14 protein-coding genes are annotated in these 17,562 nt (G+C 63.5%); 7 read left to right on the top strand and 7 right to left on the bottom strand.

Features of this window, described 5'->3' with window-relative positions; translation table 11 throughout:
* Positions 1 to 42: 42 nt before the first annotated feature.
* On the bottom strand, positions 43 to 561 hold the full coding sequence (locus tag AC05QJ_RS14005) for a flavin reductase family protein (RefSeq protein ID WP_476747416.1): 519 nt from the start codon (positions 559 to 561) through the stop codon (positions 43 to 45).
* A gap of 212 nt (positions 562 to 773) precedes the next feature.
* Between AC05QJ_RS14005 and AC05QJ_RS14000 the strand changes: the two genes are divergently transcribed.
* Positions 774 to 1,703, top strand: a complete 930-nt coding sequence (locus AC05QJ_RS14000) for a LysR family transcriptional regulator (RefSeq protein WP_476747415.1) — start codon at positions 774 to 776, stop codon at positions 1,701 to 1,703.
* Here the strand turns inward: AC05QJ_RS14000 and AC05QJ_RS13995 are convergent.
* The 3 genes from AC05QJ_RS13995 to ptrR all read right to left on the bottom strand — a co-directional run bounded on the left by AC05QJ_RS13995 (position 1,698) and on the right by ptrR (position 5,351).
* Positions 1,698 to 3,215: a xylulokinase gene (locus AC05QJ_RS13995; RefSeq protein WP_476747414.1), complete on the bottom strand. Its 1,518-nt coding sequence runs from the start codon at positions 3,213 to 3,215 to the stop codon at positions 1,698 to 1,700. The genes AC05QJ_RS14000 and AC05QJ_RS13995 overlap by 6 nt on opposite strands.
* Before the next feature lie 39 nt (positions 3,216 to 3,254).
* Entirely contained in the window at positions 3,255 to 4,160 is a 906-nt protein-coding gene (locus tag AC05QJ_RS13990; protein WP_476747413.1) for a LysR family transcriptional regulator, read from the bottom strand.
* Positions 4,161 to 4,472: 312 nt separating this feature from the next.
* Positions 4,473 to 5,351, bottom strand: a complete 879-nt coding sequence (ptrR, locus tag AC05QJ_RS13985) for a putrescine utilization regulator PtrR (protein ID WP_476747412.1) — start codon at positions 5,349 to 5,351, stop codon at positions 4,473 to 4,475.
* A 105-nt stretch (positions 5,352 to 5,456) separates the two neighbouring features.
* On the opposite strand from ptrR, the gene AC05QJ_RS13980 reads away from it, so the two are divergent.
* Entirely contained in the window at positions 5,457 to 6,848 is a 1,392-nt protein-coding gene (locus AC05QJ_RS13980) for an aldehyde dehydrogenase family protein (RefSeq protein ID WP_476747411.1), read from the top strand.
* Between the two features lie 39 nt (positions 6,849 to 6,887).
* On the opposite strand, the gene AC05QJ_RS13975 is transcribed toward AC05QJ_RS13980, so the two are convergent.
* The 3 genes from AC05QJ_RS13975 to AC05QJ_RS13965 all read right to left on the bottom strand — a co-directional run bounded on the left by AC05QJ_RS13975 (position 6,888) and on the right by AC05QJ_RS13965 (position 10,314).
* Positions 6,888 to 8,318: an aldehyde dehydrogenase family protein gene (locus AC05QJ_RS13975; RefSeq protein ID WP_476747940.1), complete on the bottom strand. Its 1,431-nt coding sequence runs from the start codon at positions 8,316 to 8,318 to the stop codon at positions 6,888 to 6,890.
* Positions 8,319 to 8,324: 6 nt separating this feature from the next.
* Positions 8,325 to 9,824 carry a purine-cytosine permease family protein gene (locus tag AC05QJ_RS13970; RefSeq protein WP_476747410.1) on the bottom strand — a complete coding sequence of 500 codons (1,500 nt, stop codon included), beginning with the start codon at positions 9,822 to 9,824 and terminating at the stop codon, positions 8,325 to 8,327.
* Positions 9,825 to 9,912: 88 nt separating this feature from the next.
* Complete coding sequence (locus tag AC05QJ_RS13965; RefSeq protein WP_476747409.1) at positions 9,913 to 10,314, bottom strand: YybH family protein; 402 nt, start codon at positions 10,312 to 10,314, stop codon at positions 9,913 to 9,915.
* 229 nt (positions 10,315 to 10,543) lie between these two features.
* Here AC05QJ_RS13965 and AC05QJ_RS13960 point away from each other — a divergent pair, with 229 nt between their 5' ends.
* Genes AC05QJ_RS13960 through AC05QJ_RS13940 form a run of 5 tightly spaced genes read left to right on the top strand, consistent with a single transcriptional unit; the run spans position 10,544 to position 17,530 of the window.
* On the top strand, positions 10,544 to 12,649 hold the full coding sequence (locus tag AC05QJ_RS13960; protein ID WP_476747408.1) for a type VI secretion system Vgr family protein: 2,106 nt from the start codon (positions 10,544 to 10,546) through the stop codon (positions 12,647 to 12,649).
* Entirely contained in the window at positions 12,646 to 13,524 is an 879-nt protein-coding gene (locus AC05QJ_RS13955; protein WP_476747407.1) for a DUF4123 domain-containing protein, read from the top strand. Before AC05QJ_RS13960 ends, AC05QJ_RS13955 begins: the two co-directional genes overlap by 4 nt.
* A 23-nt stretch (positions 13,525 to 13,547) precedes the next feature.
* Positions 13,548 to 16,163 carry a T6SS effector BTH_I2691 family protein gene (locus AC05QJ_RS13950; protein ID WP_476747406.1) on the top strand — a complete coding sequence of 872 codons (2,616 nt, stop codon included), beginning with the start codon at positions 13,548 to 13,550 and terminating at the stop codon, positions 16,161 to 16,163.
* Entirely contained in the window at positions 16,164 to 17,270 is a 1,107-nt protein-coding gene (locus AC05QJ_RS13945) for a DUF6708 domain-containing protein (RefSeq protein ID WP_476747405.1), read from the top strand.
* Positions 17,267 to 17,530 carry a PAAR domain-containing protein gene (locus AC05QJ_RS13940; RefSeq protein WP_476747404.1) on the top strand — a complete coding sequence of 88 codons (264 nt, stop codon included), beginning with the start codon at positions 17,267 to 17,269 and terminating at the stop codon, positions 17,528 to 17,530. Before AC05QJ_RS13945 ends, AC05QJ_RS13940 begins: the two co-directional genes overlap by 4 nt.
* Positions 17,531 to 17,562: the final 32 nt, after the last annotated feature.

Raw genomic sequence — 17,562 nt, 5'->3', positions numbered from 1 at the left:
ACCACTTCTTGTAGTTATTTGAGGGGGTACGGTTTGTTGCGTTCAGGCGGCCAGTTCGCGGAAACGACCGCCCATGTAGACCAGCGGCGACTCCAGTGACTGCGTGATCACATTGACGACATTGCCGATGAAGATGGTGTGGGAGCCGTATTCCACTTCCTGGACCACTTCGCAGAACACCGAAGCCTGGGCATCGCGCAGGTAGCGCAGGCCACTGACGCCCACCGCCCAGTCACCGTCGACGAAGCGGCGCTCACGCAGTTCCGGCTTGCTGAAAATGGCGCACAGCGCCTCGTGTTCGCGCTGCAGCATGTTCACGCAGAACAGGCCGGACGCCTTGATGATCGGCGAGGCACTGCTGTTGCGGTTGACGCAGACCAGCGCCGAGGCCGGATCCATGGACACCGAGGAGAACGCGGTGGCGGCCAGGCCGTGTGGGCTGCACTGCTCGTCGATGGTGGTGACCAGTGTCACGGAGGCGGCAAAGCGGCCCATGGCACTGCGAAACAGATCGGCGACTTCCTGGTTGCCGGTGCTTGCTTGACTCGATGATGCGGACATCTTTGGCACTCCTCTTAGCGTTGAGCCTGTGGTCAATCTTAAGGAGCGCTCCAGCAAGCAGGTATTCGAGTTTGCCGGAATGACTTTTCAGCCAGGCCGAAAACCGCGGCGGTTTATCCCGGCATAATGGGTGCGGACTTCGCCCGGTATTCGGCGGGCATGAAGACTGATGTTCGCCATACTGATCAAAACAATAACGAGGAGCCCTGTTCATGGCCGATAGACTTCAGGACCTGCGCCTGTTCCGCCTGGTGGTGCAGACCGGCTCGATGTCCATGGCCGGCCGCCAGCTCGGCCTGTCGCCGGCGGCCATGAGCGGCCGGCTCAAAGCCATGGAAGAGTTCTACGGACTGCGCCTGGTCAAGCGCAATACCCGCGGCCTGAGCCCCACCGCCGAAGGGCTGTACCTGTTCGAGGCAGCGCAGAAGATCCTCGAGGACGTCGAGGCACTGGACAGCGTGATCCGCGGCGGCAACGCCCAGTTGCGCGGCACCATCGGCGTCACCTGCCCCACCGACCTGGGCCGGCAGTGGGTCAGCCAGTTGGTGGATGCCTTCGTCGAGGAACACCCGCATGTCACCGTGCGGCTGTTCTTCACCGACCGGCTGCTGGACTTCGTCGAATCCGGCTCGGACATCGCCATCCGCTACGGCAACCTGCCCGACAGCACCCTGGTGGCGCGCTCCCTGGGCGGCGATCGGCGCATCGTCTGCTGCTCGCCGGACTACCTGGCCCGGCACGGTGCGCCACAGACCCCGGAAGACCTGCTGGCGCACAATTGCCTGATCCACCTTCAGGCAGACTTTCCCCAGGACAAATGGCGCTTCAACCGCGACGGCGAGACGTTCTCGGTGCAGGTCAAGGGCAACCGCCTGGTCAACGACGGCTTCACCCTGCGCCAGTGGACCCTGCAAGGGCTGGGCATCGCCTGGAAATCGGTGTGGGAAGTGGCCGAGGACATTCAGGAGCGGCGCCTGGTGCCACTGCTGGAAGACTTCAGTTGCCCGGCCACGGGTTTTCATCTGCTCACCGAGGGCGGGAAGAAGCTGCCGCGCCGGGTGAAAGCCTTCGTCGATTACGCCGTACGCTACTTCAATGAACTGGACACACCGGCCCGGGGGCTGCTCACACCTGCGCTATAGCGGCGGCAGGCGGGCCAGGTCGGCGAAGATCGGTTCCAGCGCCGCCAGCAGGCGCCCCTGCACCTCGCGTCGCTGCAGGTAGCCGGCGTGCCGCTGCAGGTCCGGCAGCAGCACCGGGCCGGGCGCACCTGCGGCTTGTCGCGCCGCTTCGCGCAGATCCGCGAACACCCCGGCGCCGTGTCCTGCCAGCAAGGCCGCGCCCAGCGCTGCCGCCTCGAACACTCCGTGGCGCCGGTACGGCAGGCCAAGCACATCGGCCTTGATCTGGCAGCACGCCTCGCTCGACGCCCCGCCCCCTACCACCAGTACCGCGTCCGTGTGCGGGGGCAGACCGGTGCCTTGCATGGCCGCGAGAAAACCGGCGTATTCGTGAGCGGTGGCCTCGATCATCGCCCGCTGCAGATCGCCGATGCCGTGTCGCCAGGACAACCCGACAAAGGCCCCGCGCTGCTCCGCCGCCAGCGGCAGGTGGCGACCGCCCATGTGCGGAAGAAACAGCAGCGGCGGCACTTCTTCCTGCTCCCGCAGCGCGGCGCTGGCTTCGTAGGGCGGCCGCGCCTGCTCGCGCAGCGACTCCAGCCAGTCCAGGTTCAATCCCGCCCCGCCCAGGTAAGCCGCGCTGTAGTACAGACCCGGCAGGCAGTGGCGCAGGGTCAGCAGCGTGCGCTGCTGCCGATCGACGGCAAAGTCCTCGCGCACCCCGCACAGCACCGCGCCGGTGCCGGCGATATCCACCCGTTGCCCGTGATCGAAGGCAGCGCTGCCCAGCAGGGTCGCGGCGATATCGCCACAGCCGGCGAATACCGGCGTGCCCGGGCGCAGGCCCAGCCGTGCCGCCACTGCGGCGCACAGCCCGCCGACCCGCGCATGAGGCTCGACGATGGCTGGCAGGTGATCGGCATCGAGGCCGAGTGCACGAACCAGATCAAGGTTCCACTGGCTGTTGGCGGTGTCGGCAAAGGCGTTGAAACCGAGGTGGGTGACGTCGAAGAAGGCACCGTCGGCATTCCGCCCGGCGAGATTCATGGCCACCAGCGCCGACGGCGTGGTCAGCGCCCTCAGGTGGCGGTACCGCTCGGGTTGCTGATGGCGGATCTGCAACCATTTCGCCCCGTGGCTGGCGATCAACTGGCTGCCCGAGCGCCGGATGATCTCCTCCTCGAAGGGCCGCAACGGGTCGAGAAAGGCCGCGCAACCCAGGTCCAGCCAGGCGTCGCACGGGCCAAGCGCCTGGCCCTCGGCGTCCACCGCACACAAACCGGCCATCTGCCCGCACACGGCGATCCCCGCCACCTGCTGCGGTGCCGCACCGGCCTCGGTCAGCGCCTGGGCGATGGCGCCCAGTACCGCCTGGAACAGCGTCGCGAAGTCGATACCCTGCCCGCTGCGGTGTGCCGGCGATACCACGCCAACCCTTGCAGCGCCGCGCAGGGTACCGCTGGCGTCGAGGGCCACGGCGCGGGTACTGGAGGTGCCAAGATCGACACCGATGGAAATGACCTGACTGCTCACGATGCTCACCTCGAATCGGCGACGGAAACACGGCCGCCCTCATTCGACGCGCACGTGCTCCACCAGAAAATCCAGCACCGCGCGCACCCGCAGCGGTACATGGCCGTCCTGGCCGACGAACACCGCGTGGATCTCTTCCAGATCACCGGGATTGAACGCCTCCATCACCGGCAGCAGACGCCCGGCGGCGATGTCCTCGCGCACCCGGAACAGCGCCAGCCGCGCCAGCCCAGTACCGTTGAGTGCCAACTGGCGCAAGGCCTCGCCATCGCTGGCCTGGACACTGCCACGGGTGACGATCTTCACCACCTCGCCGCCGTCCAGCAAAGGCCAGCCGTTATAGGCCCGCAGGTAATTGGCGGTCAGCAGGTTGTGGCGCTGCAGCGCCGTCGGACTGTCGGGGGTGCCATGCCGTTGAAGATAGTCCGGCGCCCCGACGATCACCATCGGCGTCTGTCCGAGCTTGCGCGCGACCAGGCTGGAGTCCTTCATCGGCCCTGCGCGTACGGCGATATCGGTGCGCTGGCCGAGCACGTCCACCACTTCATCGGTGAGCACCAGGTCGAGCATCACCTCGGGCAGACGCTCGCTCATCAGTGGCACCAGCGGCAACAGGAAATGCCAGGCGAACGCCAGGTTGGCGTTGATCCGCACCCGGCCACGGGGGGCGTCCTGGGTGGCAACGTTGCGCTCCAGTTCGTCCAGATCCGCCAACAGGCGCACACCGCGCTCGTAATAGGCACGCCCCTCTTGGGTCAGGCCCAGTTGCCGGGTAGAGCGGTTGAACAGCCGTGAGCCGAGGCGACTTTCCAGGCGCGCTACCAGCTTGCTCACGGCCGACGGCGTCATGCGGAAATCCCGTGCGGCCGCCGAGAAGCTGCCGGCCTCCACGACCCGAACGAACACCTCCAGCTCGCCAGAGCGATTGATATCCAGGCGCGCCATGGCAACTCCCGTCGAATGGGCAAAGGCTCAAGGTTAGCCGTCGAACAGCCATGCCGGCAGAGGGCTGCAAGCGAAAAGTGTTTTTACAGAAACTGAAAGCCCGGGCCAGCCATCCCCCGGAATGCGGACGAAAAAAAACCGCCAGTAACCCAACTGGCGGTGAAACGTAGCGCAGATATGAAGATATTGCCGTCGCACCCGAGGGACCTGTTCCAACGGTGCGATCACAGTATCGCCAACCCTGCGAGCCACCGCTTGCTCCTGCCTGCCAGACGCTTGGCTGTGATTGCCAGCGCTGCAGGCGGCAGCGGATCAGTTGTCGTCCAGCACGTCTCCCCTCTCCCGCAGCAACTCGACGAAGGTGCTCAGGCACCGCGACATCATGCCCTTGCGCCAGACCAGCCAGGTGCGCAAGTAGCGAAACCGCTCCGACAGCGGAAACACGCTGACCGTGCTGCAGCCCGGCATGCTGTCGAGCATGCTGCGCGGCATCAGCGCCAGCCCGGCCCCGGCACTGACGCACGCCAGCATGCCGTGGTACGACTCCATTTCCAGAATCTTGCCCGGCACGGCCTCGTCCTGGGCAAACCAGCTCTCGAAGTGATGGCGGTAGGAGCAGTTGGCGCGAAACGCATAGATGGTCGAACCGTTGACCTCTGCCGCACGACTGATGGCCGGATGATTGAGCGGTGCGATCAGTACCATTTCCTCGGTGAACACCGGCACGCCCTCCAGCGCCGGGTGCAGCACCGGCCCATCGACGAACGCCGCGCTCAGGCGCCCGGCCAGCACGCCGTCGATCATCGCCCCCGACGGCCCGGTGCTGAGGTCCAGTTCGACCTTGGCATAACGCTGGTTATAGGCCGCCAGCAGCGCCGGAATGCGCACCGCCGCGGTACTCTCCAGCGACCCCAGGGCGAAGGCGCCCTGCGGCTCGTCCCCGGCCACGGTCTGTCGCGCCTCGGCCACGAGGTCGAGAATCCGCCGCACGTAGTCGAGGAAATTCCAGCCAGCCGGCGACAACCGCAGGCGGCTTTTCTCGCGAATGAACAGTTCCGCCCCCAGTTCCTGCTCCAGTTGTCGGATTCTCGTGGTCAGGTTCGAGGGCACCCGATGAATATGCTGAGCCGCCGCACTGATGCTGCCCTGCTCTGCGACGGCCTTGAACATCTCCAACTGCACCAGACCCATAGAGTCATTCTCTCTGCGTGAATGTTTCGCTCAGTATTATTCAGTTCAAGGGAAAGACACAACGCAGTAGGCTTCGATCCATACGCCGTCCATGAGAACTCCAAAATGACCGTGATCAGCCACCAGACCCATGCCTTGTCGATCAATCCCGCCAGCGGCGAGCAGATCGGCCACTATTCCTATGAAAGCGCCGAGGTGCAGGACGCCACCCTCGCCCGCGCCGCCGCCGGCTATGCGGTCTGGCGCCGTACGCCGGTCGAGGCCCGGGTCGAGCGCCTGCTGGCGTTGGCCGGCGCGCTGCGCGACAACGCCGAAGCCATGGCACGGATGATCACCGGCGAAATGGGCAAGCCGATCGCCCAGGCCCGCGGCGAAATCGAAAAATGCGCCCAGCTGTGCGAGTGGTACGCCGACGCCGGCCCGGCCATGGTCGCCCCGGAGGCCGCACCGGTCACCGTGGGCAAGGCGCGCATCGAATACCGTCCGCTGGGCCCGATCCTGGCCGTGATGCCGTGGAACTTCCCGATCTGGCAAGTGCTGCGCGGCGCCGTCCCGGCCCTGCTGGCGGGTAACGTCTACGTGCTCAAGCACGCGCCGAACGTGATGGGCAGCGCCTACCTGCTGCTGGACGCGATCAAGCGCGCCGGCTTCCCGCAAGGTGTGTTCGAAGTGCTCAACGTCACACCTGACGGCGTGTCCAAAGCCATCGCCGACCCGCGCATCGCCGCCGTGACCCTCACCGGCAGCGTCCGTGCCGGTATCGCCATCGGCGCCCAGGCCGGTGCCGCGCTGAAGAAATGCGTGCTGGAACTGGGCGGTTCCGACCCGTTCATCGTGCTCAACGACGCCGACCTGGACGAAGCGGTGAAAGCCGCCGTCATCGGTCGCTACCAGAACACTGGCCAGGTCTGCGCCGCGGCCAAGCGCCTGATCGTCGAGCAAGGCGTGGTGGAAGCCTTCACCGCGAAATTCGTCGAAGCCACCCGTGCCCTGGTGGTCGGCGACCCGACCCAGGACGCGACCTACATCGGCCCGATGGCCCGCTTCGACCTGCGTGACGAACTGGACGAACAGGTACAGGCGACCCTGGCCGAAGGCGCCACCCTGCTGCTGGGCGGCGGCAAGGGCGAAGGCAACGGCAACTTCTACCAGCCGACCGTGCTGGGCGACGTGACCGACCAGATGACCTCGTTCAAGCAGGAACTGTTCGGCCCGGTGGCCTCGATCATCACCGCCCGCGATGCGCGCCACGCCCTGGAGCTGGCCAACGACAGCGAGTTCGGCCTGGCCTCGACCATCTACACCGGCAACCCGGCCCTGGCCGAGCAACTGGCGGACGAGCTGGATACCGGTGGTGTGTTCATCAACGGCTACTGCGCCAGCGATCCGCGGGTGACCTTCGGCGGCGTGAAGAAGAGTGGTTTCGGGCGGGAGCTGTCGCACTTCGGCGTGCGCGAGTTCTGCAATGCGCAGACGGTGTGGCTGGATCGTAACTGAAATAATTTTGGGCCGCGTTGCGGCCCAAAAGAAACAGTCTCACCCCAGACAACGGGTCACATGCTTGACCGACTGATACGCCGCCAGCCCCCAAGGGCCCAGCTCACGACCGATGCCGCTGCCCTTGGTCCCGCCCCACGACGTCTCGACGAACACCGCCTGGATCGAGTTGATCCACACATGCCCCACGTCCAGCGCATCCGCCACGCGCTCGGCACGCGCCAGGTCGGCGCTGACCACGGTGGCCACCAGGCCGAAACGGCTGTCGTTGGCCAGCGCGATCGCTTCGGCTTCGGTAGCGAAGCGTTGGCTGCACAGCACCGGGCCGAAGATTTCCTCGGTCCACAGGCGGCTGTCCGCCGGTACATCGGCGTACAGGGTCGGGCTGACGAACCAGCCAGTGCGGTCCAGCGGCTCGCCGCCAGTCAGACGCTCAAGGCCCTCTTCCTTGGCGATCGCGAAGTACGCCGCGACCTTCAGCCACTGCCCCTGACTCGTCAGCGGGCCCATATCGACCTCTTCGGTCAGCGGATTGCCGACCCGCAGTTGCTCCAGCGCCACCTGCAACTTCGCCAGCAGGGCATCGGCGATGCCGTCCTGGATCAGCAGGCGCGAGGTGGCCGAACACATCTGGCCGGCGTTCCAGCAGATACCGGCGACGATCCATTCCACGGCCTGATCGAGGTCGCAGTCATCGAACACCACGATGGCTGACTTGCCACCCAGTTCCAGGGTCACCGGACGGCACTGCGCCGACGCACTGCGCATCACCTGGCTACCGACCGTGTTGCTGCCGGTGAACGACAGCTTGTCCAGGCCATTGTGGTTGCTCAGGGCGATGCCGGTCTCGGCCTTGCCGACGACGATGTTCAACACCCCCGCCGGCAGCCCCAGTACCTCGGCGATCTGGCCGTAGCTCTGCTCGATCAGTGGCGTGACTTCCGAAGGCTTGAGCACCACGGTGCAGCCGGCTGCCAGGGCCGGTGCAAGTTTCCAGGCGCTGGTCACCAGCGGGAAGTTCCACGGCACGATCAGGCCGACCACGCCCACCGGTTCCAGACGGGTGCGGGCGCTGAAGCCCGGCGCGGCCAGGGTCACATTCGGGTCCTTGCGCGACTGCTGCTCGATCAGGTCGGCGTAGTAGCCGAAGGTGGCGACGGCATCGTCCAGGTCCACTTCCGCTTCATGACGCGGCTTGCCGTTGTTGCGCATCTGCAGGGCGATCAGTTCTTCGCGGCGCAAGCCCAGTTGTTCGGCGAAACCGCGCAGGTAGCCGGCGCGGGTCGCCACGTCGAGGGCCTTCCAGGCCGGCAGCGCCTGGCGGGCGGCGGCCACGGCCTCGTCGACCTGGCCGGCGCTGGCGGCCTGCAGTTCGGCGAAGGGCTCGCCCAGGGACGGGTCGAACACCTTGATGCCCTCGGCGCTGGCGCCTTCTACCCAGCGGCCATTGATGTAGTGAGTCATGTGCAGCTCCAGTCAGGCCGTTTCGGCACTCGGCAGCGGCGCGCAGGCCGCCTGTTTGCGGAACACCCAGCGCGGGCCCTGGGGGCCATACACCGCGGCGGGTTCGGGGAAGAGATTGATCAGGGCCAGGTACAGCACCGCGGCCATGCCCAGGGTGATCGGCAGGCTGATATCAATACCGCCGGCCAGTTCACCCAGGGCGCCGACGAACTGCCCCGGCAGGTTGACGAAGCACAGGCCGACCAGCGCGCTGGGAATCCAGGCGCCCATGCCACGCCAGTTCCAGCCGTGGTTGAACCAGTAGCGGCCACCGCGCTCGCCGCGGGTGAACACTTGCAGGTCGTCGGCGTGGTAGTAGCCACGACGGGTGATCAGGCCGAGGATCATGATGATCATCCACGGGCTGGTGCAGGTAATGATCAGCACCGCGAAGGTGGACACGCTCTGCACCAGGTTGAAGGCAAAGCGGCCAATGAAAATGAAGGCGATGGCAGCGACACCGATCAGCAAGGTCGCACCAGCGCGGCTGAGCAGGCGCGGAAACACGCTGGACATGTCCAGGCCGGTGCCGTACAGCGCGGTGGTGCCGGTGGACATGCCGCCGATCACCGCGATCAGGCACACCGGCAGGAAGAACCAGGCCGGCGAAATCGCCAGAAGGCCGCCGACGTAATTGTTCGCCGCGATGTAGTCTGCGGCGTGAGTGGCCACCAGGGTGGCGGTGCACAGGCCGAACAGGAACGGGATCAGGGTGCCGATCTGCGAGGCAATCACCGCCAGCATGATCCGCGACTTCGGCGTTTCCCGCGGGATGTAGCGCGACCAGTCGCCGAGGAAAGCGCCGAACGACACCGGGTTGCTCATGGCCAGCAGCGCAGCACCGATGAACGCTGCCCAGAAGCCCGGCTGACCGAGGTTGACGCTGCCGGCGAAGCCCGCGTCGAACTGACCGGAGAAGGCGAAGATGCCCAGCAGGAACATCAGGCTCGACGCCCACACCGCGATCTTGTTGACCCACAGCATGAAGCGGAAACCATAGATGCACACCACCAGCACCAGCACCGCGAACAGGCCGTAGGCCAGGCCCAGGGTCAGGTCGGTTTCCGGCAGCCCGGCCAGGCGCTTGGCGCCGCCCACCAGGGCGTCACCGGAGCTCCACACCGACAGCGAGAAGAACGCCACGGCGGTGAGCAGCGACAGGAACGAGCCGACGATGCGCCCGTGCACACCGAAATGCGCGCCGGACGACACCGCGTTGTTGGTGCCGTTGAGGGCGCCGAACAGGCCCATGGGCGAAAGGATCAGCGCGCCGACCCCGACCCCGAGCAGGATCGCCCAGACACCGGCCTGGAACGACAGTCCGAACAGCACCGGGAAACTGCCCAGCACGGCGGTGGCGAAGGTATTGGCCCCGCCGAAGATCAGGCGGAACAGGTCCAGCGGGCTGGCACTGCGTTGATGGTCGGGAATCTGCTCGACCCCGTTGGTTTCGATCCGCGTCGATTGGCTCATGGTGGTACTCCAGCGCCTGTCTGATTGTTGTAGGCCGGGGATGCCGGCCAGTGCGTTGGCAGCGTGCGGCAGGGCCGCAGGAATCGGATCAGAGTTCGGTCAGCGCCGACAGATGCTCGTGACAGGCCAGCCAGCGTTCGCCGTGCAGGCGGAAGACGATGGTTTCCCGTTCTTCGAGGCGCACTTCGTCACCGGCGATGCTCAGGTGCGTGGCAACGTCGTGCATGAAGATCGCCACCTCGCCCAGCAGGCTGACCTGGCCATTGCTCGACTGGCAGCCGAGCACGGCAAAGCCATCGGCCTGCCATTGCGCCCAGAGCTGCTCGTAGGCCAGGCGCGAGGTCAGGGGTTGCGGGACGGTGTGGAAAAGAAAGGTCGCGTCTTCGCTGAAACAGGCGAAGTAGCGGGCGGTGTCATTGCTGGCGAAGGCATCGACCAGGGCGGCGGCGGCCTGCAACACCTGGTGTTCGCGGGAAGTGGTGTGGTTCACGAAGGTGGCACTCACGGTTTTTGTAGTTGTCGCGGAGGATTCTGGCGACGGGCCACCGTGGGAAGAATCGCTGATGACAAATAATCAGTTCAGGAATTTCTGAACCAATGATCAGCGCCGCCACAATGCTAAGACGTTTCACTGTGGTAATTCGGAAATTTCCTATATCTACGCCACTTGGCGACCTGCAGGATCTCCAGGGAATGCTTTCCATGGAGATCCTCACGGCATGGCCGCCCAATCCGATCTGCGTTTTACCTTTACCGCAGGTAGCAACGACGTTTTCGACGTCGTCGAATTCCGCCTGACCGAAGGCTTGTCCGAAACCTTCCGTCTCGACATCGACCTGAGCTGCACCAACCCTGCCGTCGACTTCGCCGAAATCCTCGACCGCCCGGCGCTGTTCACCCTCTGGCAAGGCGAGCAGCCGGTGCGTTACGTACACGGCTCGGTCAGCTCGTTCCAGCAGGGCGAAACCGGCTTTCGCCGCACCCGCTACCACGCCGTGGTCGAGCCGCGCCTGGCGCGCATGAAGCTGAGCTCGGACTGGCGCATCTTCCAGACCCTCAACGTGCCCGACATCGCCACCGCGATGCTGAAGAAGCACGCCCTCACCCTCGACTACGAGCAGCGCGTTACCAATCCCCATGAAACCCGGGAATTTTGCCTCCAGGCAGGCTGTAGCGACTACTTGTTTCTGGAGCGGATCATGAGGGAAGAGGGCTTCTTCTACGGTTTCCGGCACAGCGCCGAAGGCCACCGCCTGATCCACTGCGACCGCCTGTGGATCTTCGGCAAGCAGCCCGATCCGCCGGTGGAATACAACGCCAAGCCTGGCGGCGACCGCCCGGGCCCGGCCCTGCACCGGTTCATCTACACCGAGAACGTGCGCACCGCCCGCCAGGTGCAGCGCGACTACAGCTTCAAGAATCCCAAGTACAACCAGCAGACCCGCCGAGAGGCCAGCGACCTCGACCATCAGGAGCGCGGCTACGAGCGCTACGACTACCCCGGCCGCTACAAGGGCGAAGCCGGCGAGGCCTTCACCCGCGACCGCCTGCGCGGGCTGCGTGGCGATGCCTGCCAGGTCATCGCCGAAGGTGACGATGCGCGGCTGGTGCCGGGCATCTGCTTCGACCTCGTCGGCCATCCCCGCGAAGACCTCAACCGCGGCTGGCGCCCGATTCACCTGGAGCACCACGGCAAGCAGTACACCAGCCTTGCCGAAGACAGCGCCGATGCCCGCCAGGGCACCCACTACAACTGCATCGCCACCCTGGTGCCCGACGACACCGAGTGGCGCCCCGAGGCCCTGCCCAAACCCCGCATCGACGGCCCGCAGCCGGCCCGGGTGGTAGGCCCGCCAGGCGAGGAAATCTACTGCGACGAATACGGCCGGGTGAAGGTGCAGTTCCCCTGGGACCGGGAAGGCAAGGACGACGAACACAGCTCCTGCTGGATCCGCGTGTCGCAGAACATCGCCGGGGCGCTGTGGGGGCATATGGCGATACCGCGCATCGGCCAGGAAGTGATCGTCTCCAACTTCGACGGCGATCCCGACCAGCCGGTGATCACCGGCAGGGTCTACACCGCCCTGCAGCGACCGCCCTACGAACTGCCCCGGCACAAGACCCGCATAACCATCAAGAGCCAGAGCCACAAGGGCAATGGCTTCAACGAGCTGCGCTTCGAGGACGAGTCGGGGCTCGAAGAGCTGTTCATCCACGCGCAGAAGGACCAGAACAACGTCGTCAAGCATGACGAAACCACCTTCGTTGGGCATGACCGCAGCGAGGACATTCAACACGATGAAATCCTGAAGGTCGGACATGATCGTCATGACACCATCGGTAATGACGACCGTTCGGACATCGGGCACGACCAGCTCATCACTGTTGCCAATGACCAGACCCTGGTCATCGAGCGCACTCAGCAAATCTCCATCGCACAGGACCGCATCGAAGAAATCGGCAACAGCCGAGCCGACACGATTGCCGCCAACCACAACGTCAGTGTCGGGGGCCATGTCGAGCTCAGGGTTCAGGGCCATCACCGGATCCAGGCGGCTCAAGCCATTCGCAATGACACGAAGCACTACGAGTGTTCTGCGGAGTCGATTCGCTGGAGCACACCAGGCGGCGTACTCACGCTGGACGCCGGCGGCCTCAGGTTCAATGGCACAGCCGTTATCTACAAGGCCAATGCCATCGACCTGGTGACCTCCGCTGGCGGTGACGCGCATGAACTGTCGGGATCGCCAAATACAGGTGAACCGATTTGTGTGGGGTGCTGGCTGAAGGCTGCCGCTGAACATCAGGCATTGGTGAAACTATGAGCGTACTTGAAGAGCAACTCATGAATGAGTTGAGAACACTGGGTCCGACAGCTCACCTGATAGCCCTGTGCGATATGGCTAAACTCGACGACGCATTGCGCTGCAGGGTACGTGAGCAGTACGCGGAAAAAACCATACCGCTACTTCGAAACCCCGACTGGCACGCCCTGCTGCCCTATGGCCCGCTGCTGTTGACTGCCGATTCCGCCGACGAGAAGGGACACTACCGGCTGATCTGCAGCTTCAGCGGCGACCTGCGAGACGCAGTGCACGGCTGGATAGTCAGCAGCGTTGCCCCCGAACACCTCGCCGAACACCTGGCCCGGGCCGCCGTGGCATATGGCCCGGAGGGTTCAGCACACCTGTTGCGTTACTACGACCCGTTGATACTGCCGGTGCTGTATCGGCGTGCCCCGCCTCTCTGGTGGCGCGAATTCATCACGCCTGTCGCTTCATGGTGGGTTCCCAGAGGCGACACCCAGATTCAGCGCTGGGGACGGATCCCAGGCCCAGGTACAACACATCCCAACCTGCTGTCACCGCTGATGATCGATCAGACACTCTGGCAGTCCCTGACCGGGGACTCGTTGCCACATCGGCTGTTGCAAACGGTGGAAGCCGACGCACCGGACCTGCTCGACAGCACCTGCAGGGGCGTACGTCTGGCCTGTATCGAGTCATTGGTGGCGAGCGCTCGCCAAGCCGGGCTGTCCAGGCACGACGACCTTCACGACTACGTCTTCCTTGCGTTGGCATCCGGCGGGGAAAAGGCGCTTGGCGGCGACCGTGGCTGGTCGATGGCCCTGGAAGCTGCCGTCGCTGGCAAAGGCCGCCTGGGCGACCTGTACCTCTCCTATCGCCACCAACAGGCCTGAGCCAGACAACCGAGAGCATTCCCATGTCAAAACCAAGCCGTTCCCTGAGCAAGCTGCTCGCCATCAGCCGCGCAGCTTCCAACCGCAACCGCAACAACGACCCCGTCAGCCCTGTTGTCAGTTGCAAGCGCACCCTTACCCTCTTGCCGCTGCGCTATGGCGTGCTGTCTGGCCAGGATCAGGCCATCGTCGAGAAGCTGGCGCCCGCACTCCCCCCTCACCTGGGCAAGCGCCTCGCGCCCGAGCTGGCTCACAATCGCTATGCCATACGCAGTGTGCGCGAGGGCTTCGTCCATGTCTTCATCAAGCGGATGGGCAAGGACTACGTCTGTGAAGCCACCTATCGGGTCCATGACAGCGGCTTGCTGCAACCTGTTCTGACCTACGAACCCGGTACCCCGGTGGGCGGCGCTTCGGCGCTGGGTGGCTGGACGCTGAACGTGGCCGATCCGGAGGATGTGGATGAGGCGCGGCTGTTGTTCACGCCGGATCCGCTCAGTGCCGACATGCTGGAGCGCTATCTGCACCTCAACCGTTACCGCGATCGGTTGCAGAAATTCGACCTGCGTACGTTGGCCAATAGCTGCGGGGTCTTCGACGACGTCATTACGCCCTCGCAGGTAGAGAGCCTCGTAGCCGAGTTCCTTGCCGTTGGCGATGCAGCTGCTACCGCGACGCTGGAGAAGCAGGCGTTTCCCCCATTTCGCAGTGCACTTGCACCGGGAGAGGAGCCGAGGGAAATGGCCTCAATCTATCGCAATGCCCTTGAGCGACTGATGGACGGCGGCGGTATTGCCGTGGTCCTCGATGACCCGATCGGCATCGTTCAGGAATTGAATGCCTGGCGCAATGACGCCATCGAGATGACGTTGCCCTGGCTGAACACGGTCGATGCGCACGGCATCAGCAATGAGCGCCGGTATGTCGTGGCCGAGGCGCTGGATGATGTCAAGCAAGCCATGCAACTGGGGTATGTCGAGAAGGCTGTCAAGAATACCGAGGGCAAGCTCAGGGACGACAGGACCCGGCACATGATGAATGCCCGTTTCGGGGCTACTTTCGGGCAGTTTGACGAAGGCCGCGAAGAGTACGACACGGAGCTGGCACGAAGTCGGGCCGAGTCCGAGAAGGAGACGATCTTCCAGAAATACGAAGACATGCTCGACTGGAAGGGCAAGGAAGAAATCCAGGCCGAATTTTCCAGGCAGGATCGTCGTGCTCAGGAGGAGATGGACAGGCGTGGGGACGACCATCTTGCCTGGCTCGACAGCGAGATGTTTGAACAGGCGCTGGATGCCTACGATCGCAATGAACCGGTCTGGGGCCAGGCATTCGCAAGTCAGGTCGCCCTTTGCGTGCTCGGCATGAACGGAAGCAGCAAGGGCGCGGCGAAGCTGGCGTCGTGGTGGTCGGACACTGATATTGCCAAGCGCAACCTGGCCTGGCGCGCCTTGACGCGCAATCAATCCGAGATCGCGAAGGAAGCCCGGGCGGCCTTTGCCACAGCGAAGGTCGCTGCGAACGATCTTTCCGTCGATAACATCGTCACCGAATTGGGCAATGCCAGTGCCTGGTTTCAGAGAGTCGCCGACCTTTTTATCAAGGTGGATACAGCCGTTCAGACAGCGATAGTGAGCGGTGCCCATCGCTGGTTCGACCCCCAGCGGCTGCCTCTTTCCCTATCGCTGTTCACCTCCCTCCATGGGTACATGCTGAAGCTGCTACCGGTCGATGCGACGAACCGTCTGCTGCTGGGCCCGCTACTCGGCTTCGTTCACGCCACGCTGGGGGAAGTGACGACCCGTCTGCGACTGCGTGAACTGGCGGCCGCCGGCCTGACTGCCAGTGCCAACCGGGTTTCGGGCCAGGTCAACGCTCATATCGGCCGGGCACGCGACGCCGCGATGCGAGAATTCCAGAGCAGTGGAAAGGGGGCGTTTCACCAGATGCGGGGTGGCCTCGTGCTGACACTTCTCGAAAGCATCATTTTCGGCGTCAAGCTCTCGAAAAAAGACGAAGGCGACAAGGAATACATGGAGTACCAGGCGGCGTTCCTGATTACCACTGCAGCCGGAATCGAGTTGGCGGCCTTGGGCGTGGAAATGGTTGCGAGTCGGTATCAGCGCCCGGGAGTCACGGGCCACGGTGCCAGGGTTTCGTTGGGTGGCTTGCGCTTGGTGGGAGGCAGCCTGGCGGCAGTTGGCGGAGGGATGCTTGCTGTTATTGATTTTCAAGATGCTGGCAACGCTCTCGATAAGGACCAGAATGCTTTGAGTGGTGCCTATTTAGCCCGGGCCATTACTACTTTGGGGATATCTGCAATTGGGATGGTTGCGTCTCTCTCATACTCAGGACCATTATTAAGGTTGATCTTTAGTCGGAGTAGCAAAATCATTCTTTTCGTGGAGGCTCTCAATACACCCAGGATGGCGGCAATAATTCTTCGCGCCCTAGGCATAGGCAGCTTTGTGACAGCCGGGATCAGTATTCTTATTGCCTATTTGACTCCAGAGGAAATGGAGGAATGGTGTTGGCATAGCTGCTTGAAGGATTGGAAATCGGGTGGATTTTTCAAACCGTTCAAAGATCAGCAGACAGAATTGCAGAAGCTTTATCAGGCACTCGAGGAGGTGAGCTAAATGTACTGGATTGAATGGATGATCTGGCATATACAAACCTCTCCCTTAGAAAGCGCTGACTGGCGGAAAAAAGAAAAAAAATATCTGGCTGCAAAACGTGCGGGAAAATTTAAGCACGAAGACAACTTGCCTGGCGTCCGAGACCGTGTTAGTGAAGCTCCCTTAGCGGAGGGTTCAATCTATGATTTCAATGACATCTACATAGACGTTGCGGCGGGAGAATCACAGGAGCGGCGCGGAACCGTTACGTGTATGTTTCTTGTGGTCTGCTATTTTTTATTCAAGCTCACTTACTTTGCCGCCTTGACAAACTCGGTCTGGCTTACCGGATTGCATCCAACATTAAAAACACCAGTCACAGCAAGTAACTTCGTTTTAGGGGGGTTCGTGGCTCTTCTTACGGCTGCGGTATTCTATGTGGTGCTCCGATATGGACGAATTATTTTCAGACTTGAAACGTTCGTCCAGCGCCGGATGCTGATTCGCTTCAACCGGGTCACCCGTCAGGTCTATCTGCATCGCCCTAAATTCGCCGGCGGTATCACGGTTCTGGACTGGGAGCAGGTCACAGTCGATACTGCTGTGGGAGACAAACATGAAGGTGTCAATGCCGACAGGAAACTGATGCTGTTCTGGGACTCCAGCCCGCCTGATCGTCCTCATCTGCACATTGTCTTCGTCGGCAAGCGCGCCGACGGCACCAGCGATATCGTCAACCTGTGGGAATTCATTCGCCGCTATATGGAAGAAGGGCCGCAATCGGTACCGGCTCCGAAGAAACTGCTCGGCAAGGTGCCATGGCCCTGGCTGTCGGTCATGGCGTCCTTGAGCTTCTTCAGGCCGCTCTGGCGCGCAGGCCTGCGTTGGCAGGTCGCCTGCATTGTGGCGTTGGCGTCTCCGGCCTTGGCGTTGCATGCCGTGGGCCACTGGGTATCGCTGCTGCTGTGCTGGGAGCCGCGCTGGCCGCGCATCATTCGCGAGGCCGGCCTGCCTGGAAAACCTGTTCCACCGCTTTCCACTGCTGCGGACTGGCCGCCGCTGCCAAACGGAAAAAAACCAGAACCCGCACGAAAATCATCGGATGCCCACCGCAAGGAGTTGAAATGACCCGACCTTTCATTGTCCTTGGCGACACCAGCAGTCACGGCGGCAGCGTGCAGAGCGCAACGACCGGTTTCACTGTGAATGGCGTCGCGGTGGCTGGACAGGGAGACATCTTCGAGTGCCCGCTGCACGGAACGGTCGCGATCCAGGCGGCAGGACGCGGAATGCGAGCCAACAGCAAGACACCCGCGCGAGACGGAGACACCGCCGCCTGTGGAGCGAGCCTGGTTGCCTCTCATGGAAATGCCAGGTGGCAGGACTGACAGGGTGGTCATGTCCTTGCATCCCTGTCAGC

The sequence above is a fragment of the Pseudomonas sp. TUM25319 genome (assembly GCF_056388475.1).
This window is presented reverse-complemented; position numbering and strand designations above follow the sequence as displayed.

Coding starts and splice junctions, on each gene's coding strand:
- AC05QJ_RS13955 (WP_476747407.1), top strand. CDS start 12,646: ATGAGCGTACTTGAAGAGCAACTCATGAATGAGTTGAGAACACTGGGT.
- AC05QJ_RS14000 (WP_476747415.1), top strand. CDS start 774: ATGGCCGATAGACTTCAGGACCTGCGCCTGTTCCGCCTGGTGGTGCAG.
- AC05QJ_RS13970 (WP_476747410.1), bottom strand. CDS start 9,824: ATGAGCCAATCGACGCGGATCGAAACCAACGGGGTCGAGCAGATTCCC.
- AC05QJ_RS13940 (WP_476747404.1), top strand. CDS start 17,267: ATGACCCGACCTTTCATTGTCCTTGGCGACACCAGCAGTCACGGCGGC.
- AC05QJ_RS13960 (WP_476747408.1), top strand. CDS start 10,544: ATGGCCGCCCAATCCGATCTGCGTTTTACCTTTACCGCAGGTAGCAAC.
- ptrR (WP_476747412.1), bottom strand. CDS start 5,351: ATGGGTCTGGTGCAGTTGGAGATGTTCAAGGCCGTCGCAGAGCAGGGC.
- AC05QJ_RS13945 (WP_476747405.1), top strand. CDS start 16,164: ATGTACTGGATTGAATGGATGATCTGGCATATACAAACCTCTCCCTTA.
- AC05QJ_RS13950 (WP_476747406.1), top strand. CDS start 13,548: ATGTCAAAACCAAGCCGTTCCCTGAGCAAGCTGCTCGCCATCAGCCGC.
- AC05QJ_RS14005 (WP_476747416.1), bottom strand. CDS start 561: ATGTCCGCATCATCGAGTCAAGCAAGCACCGGCAACCAGGAAGTCGCC.
- AC05QJ_RS13980 (WP_476747411.1), top strand. CDS start 5,457: ATGACCGTGATCAGCCACCAGACCCATGCCTTGTCGATCAATCCCGCC.
- AC05QJ_RS13990 (WP_476747413.1), bottom strand. CDS start 4,160: ATGGCGCGCCTGGATATCAATCGCTCTGGCGAGCTGGAGGTGTTCGTT.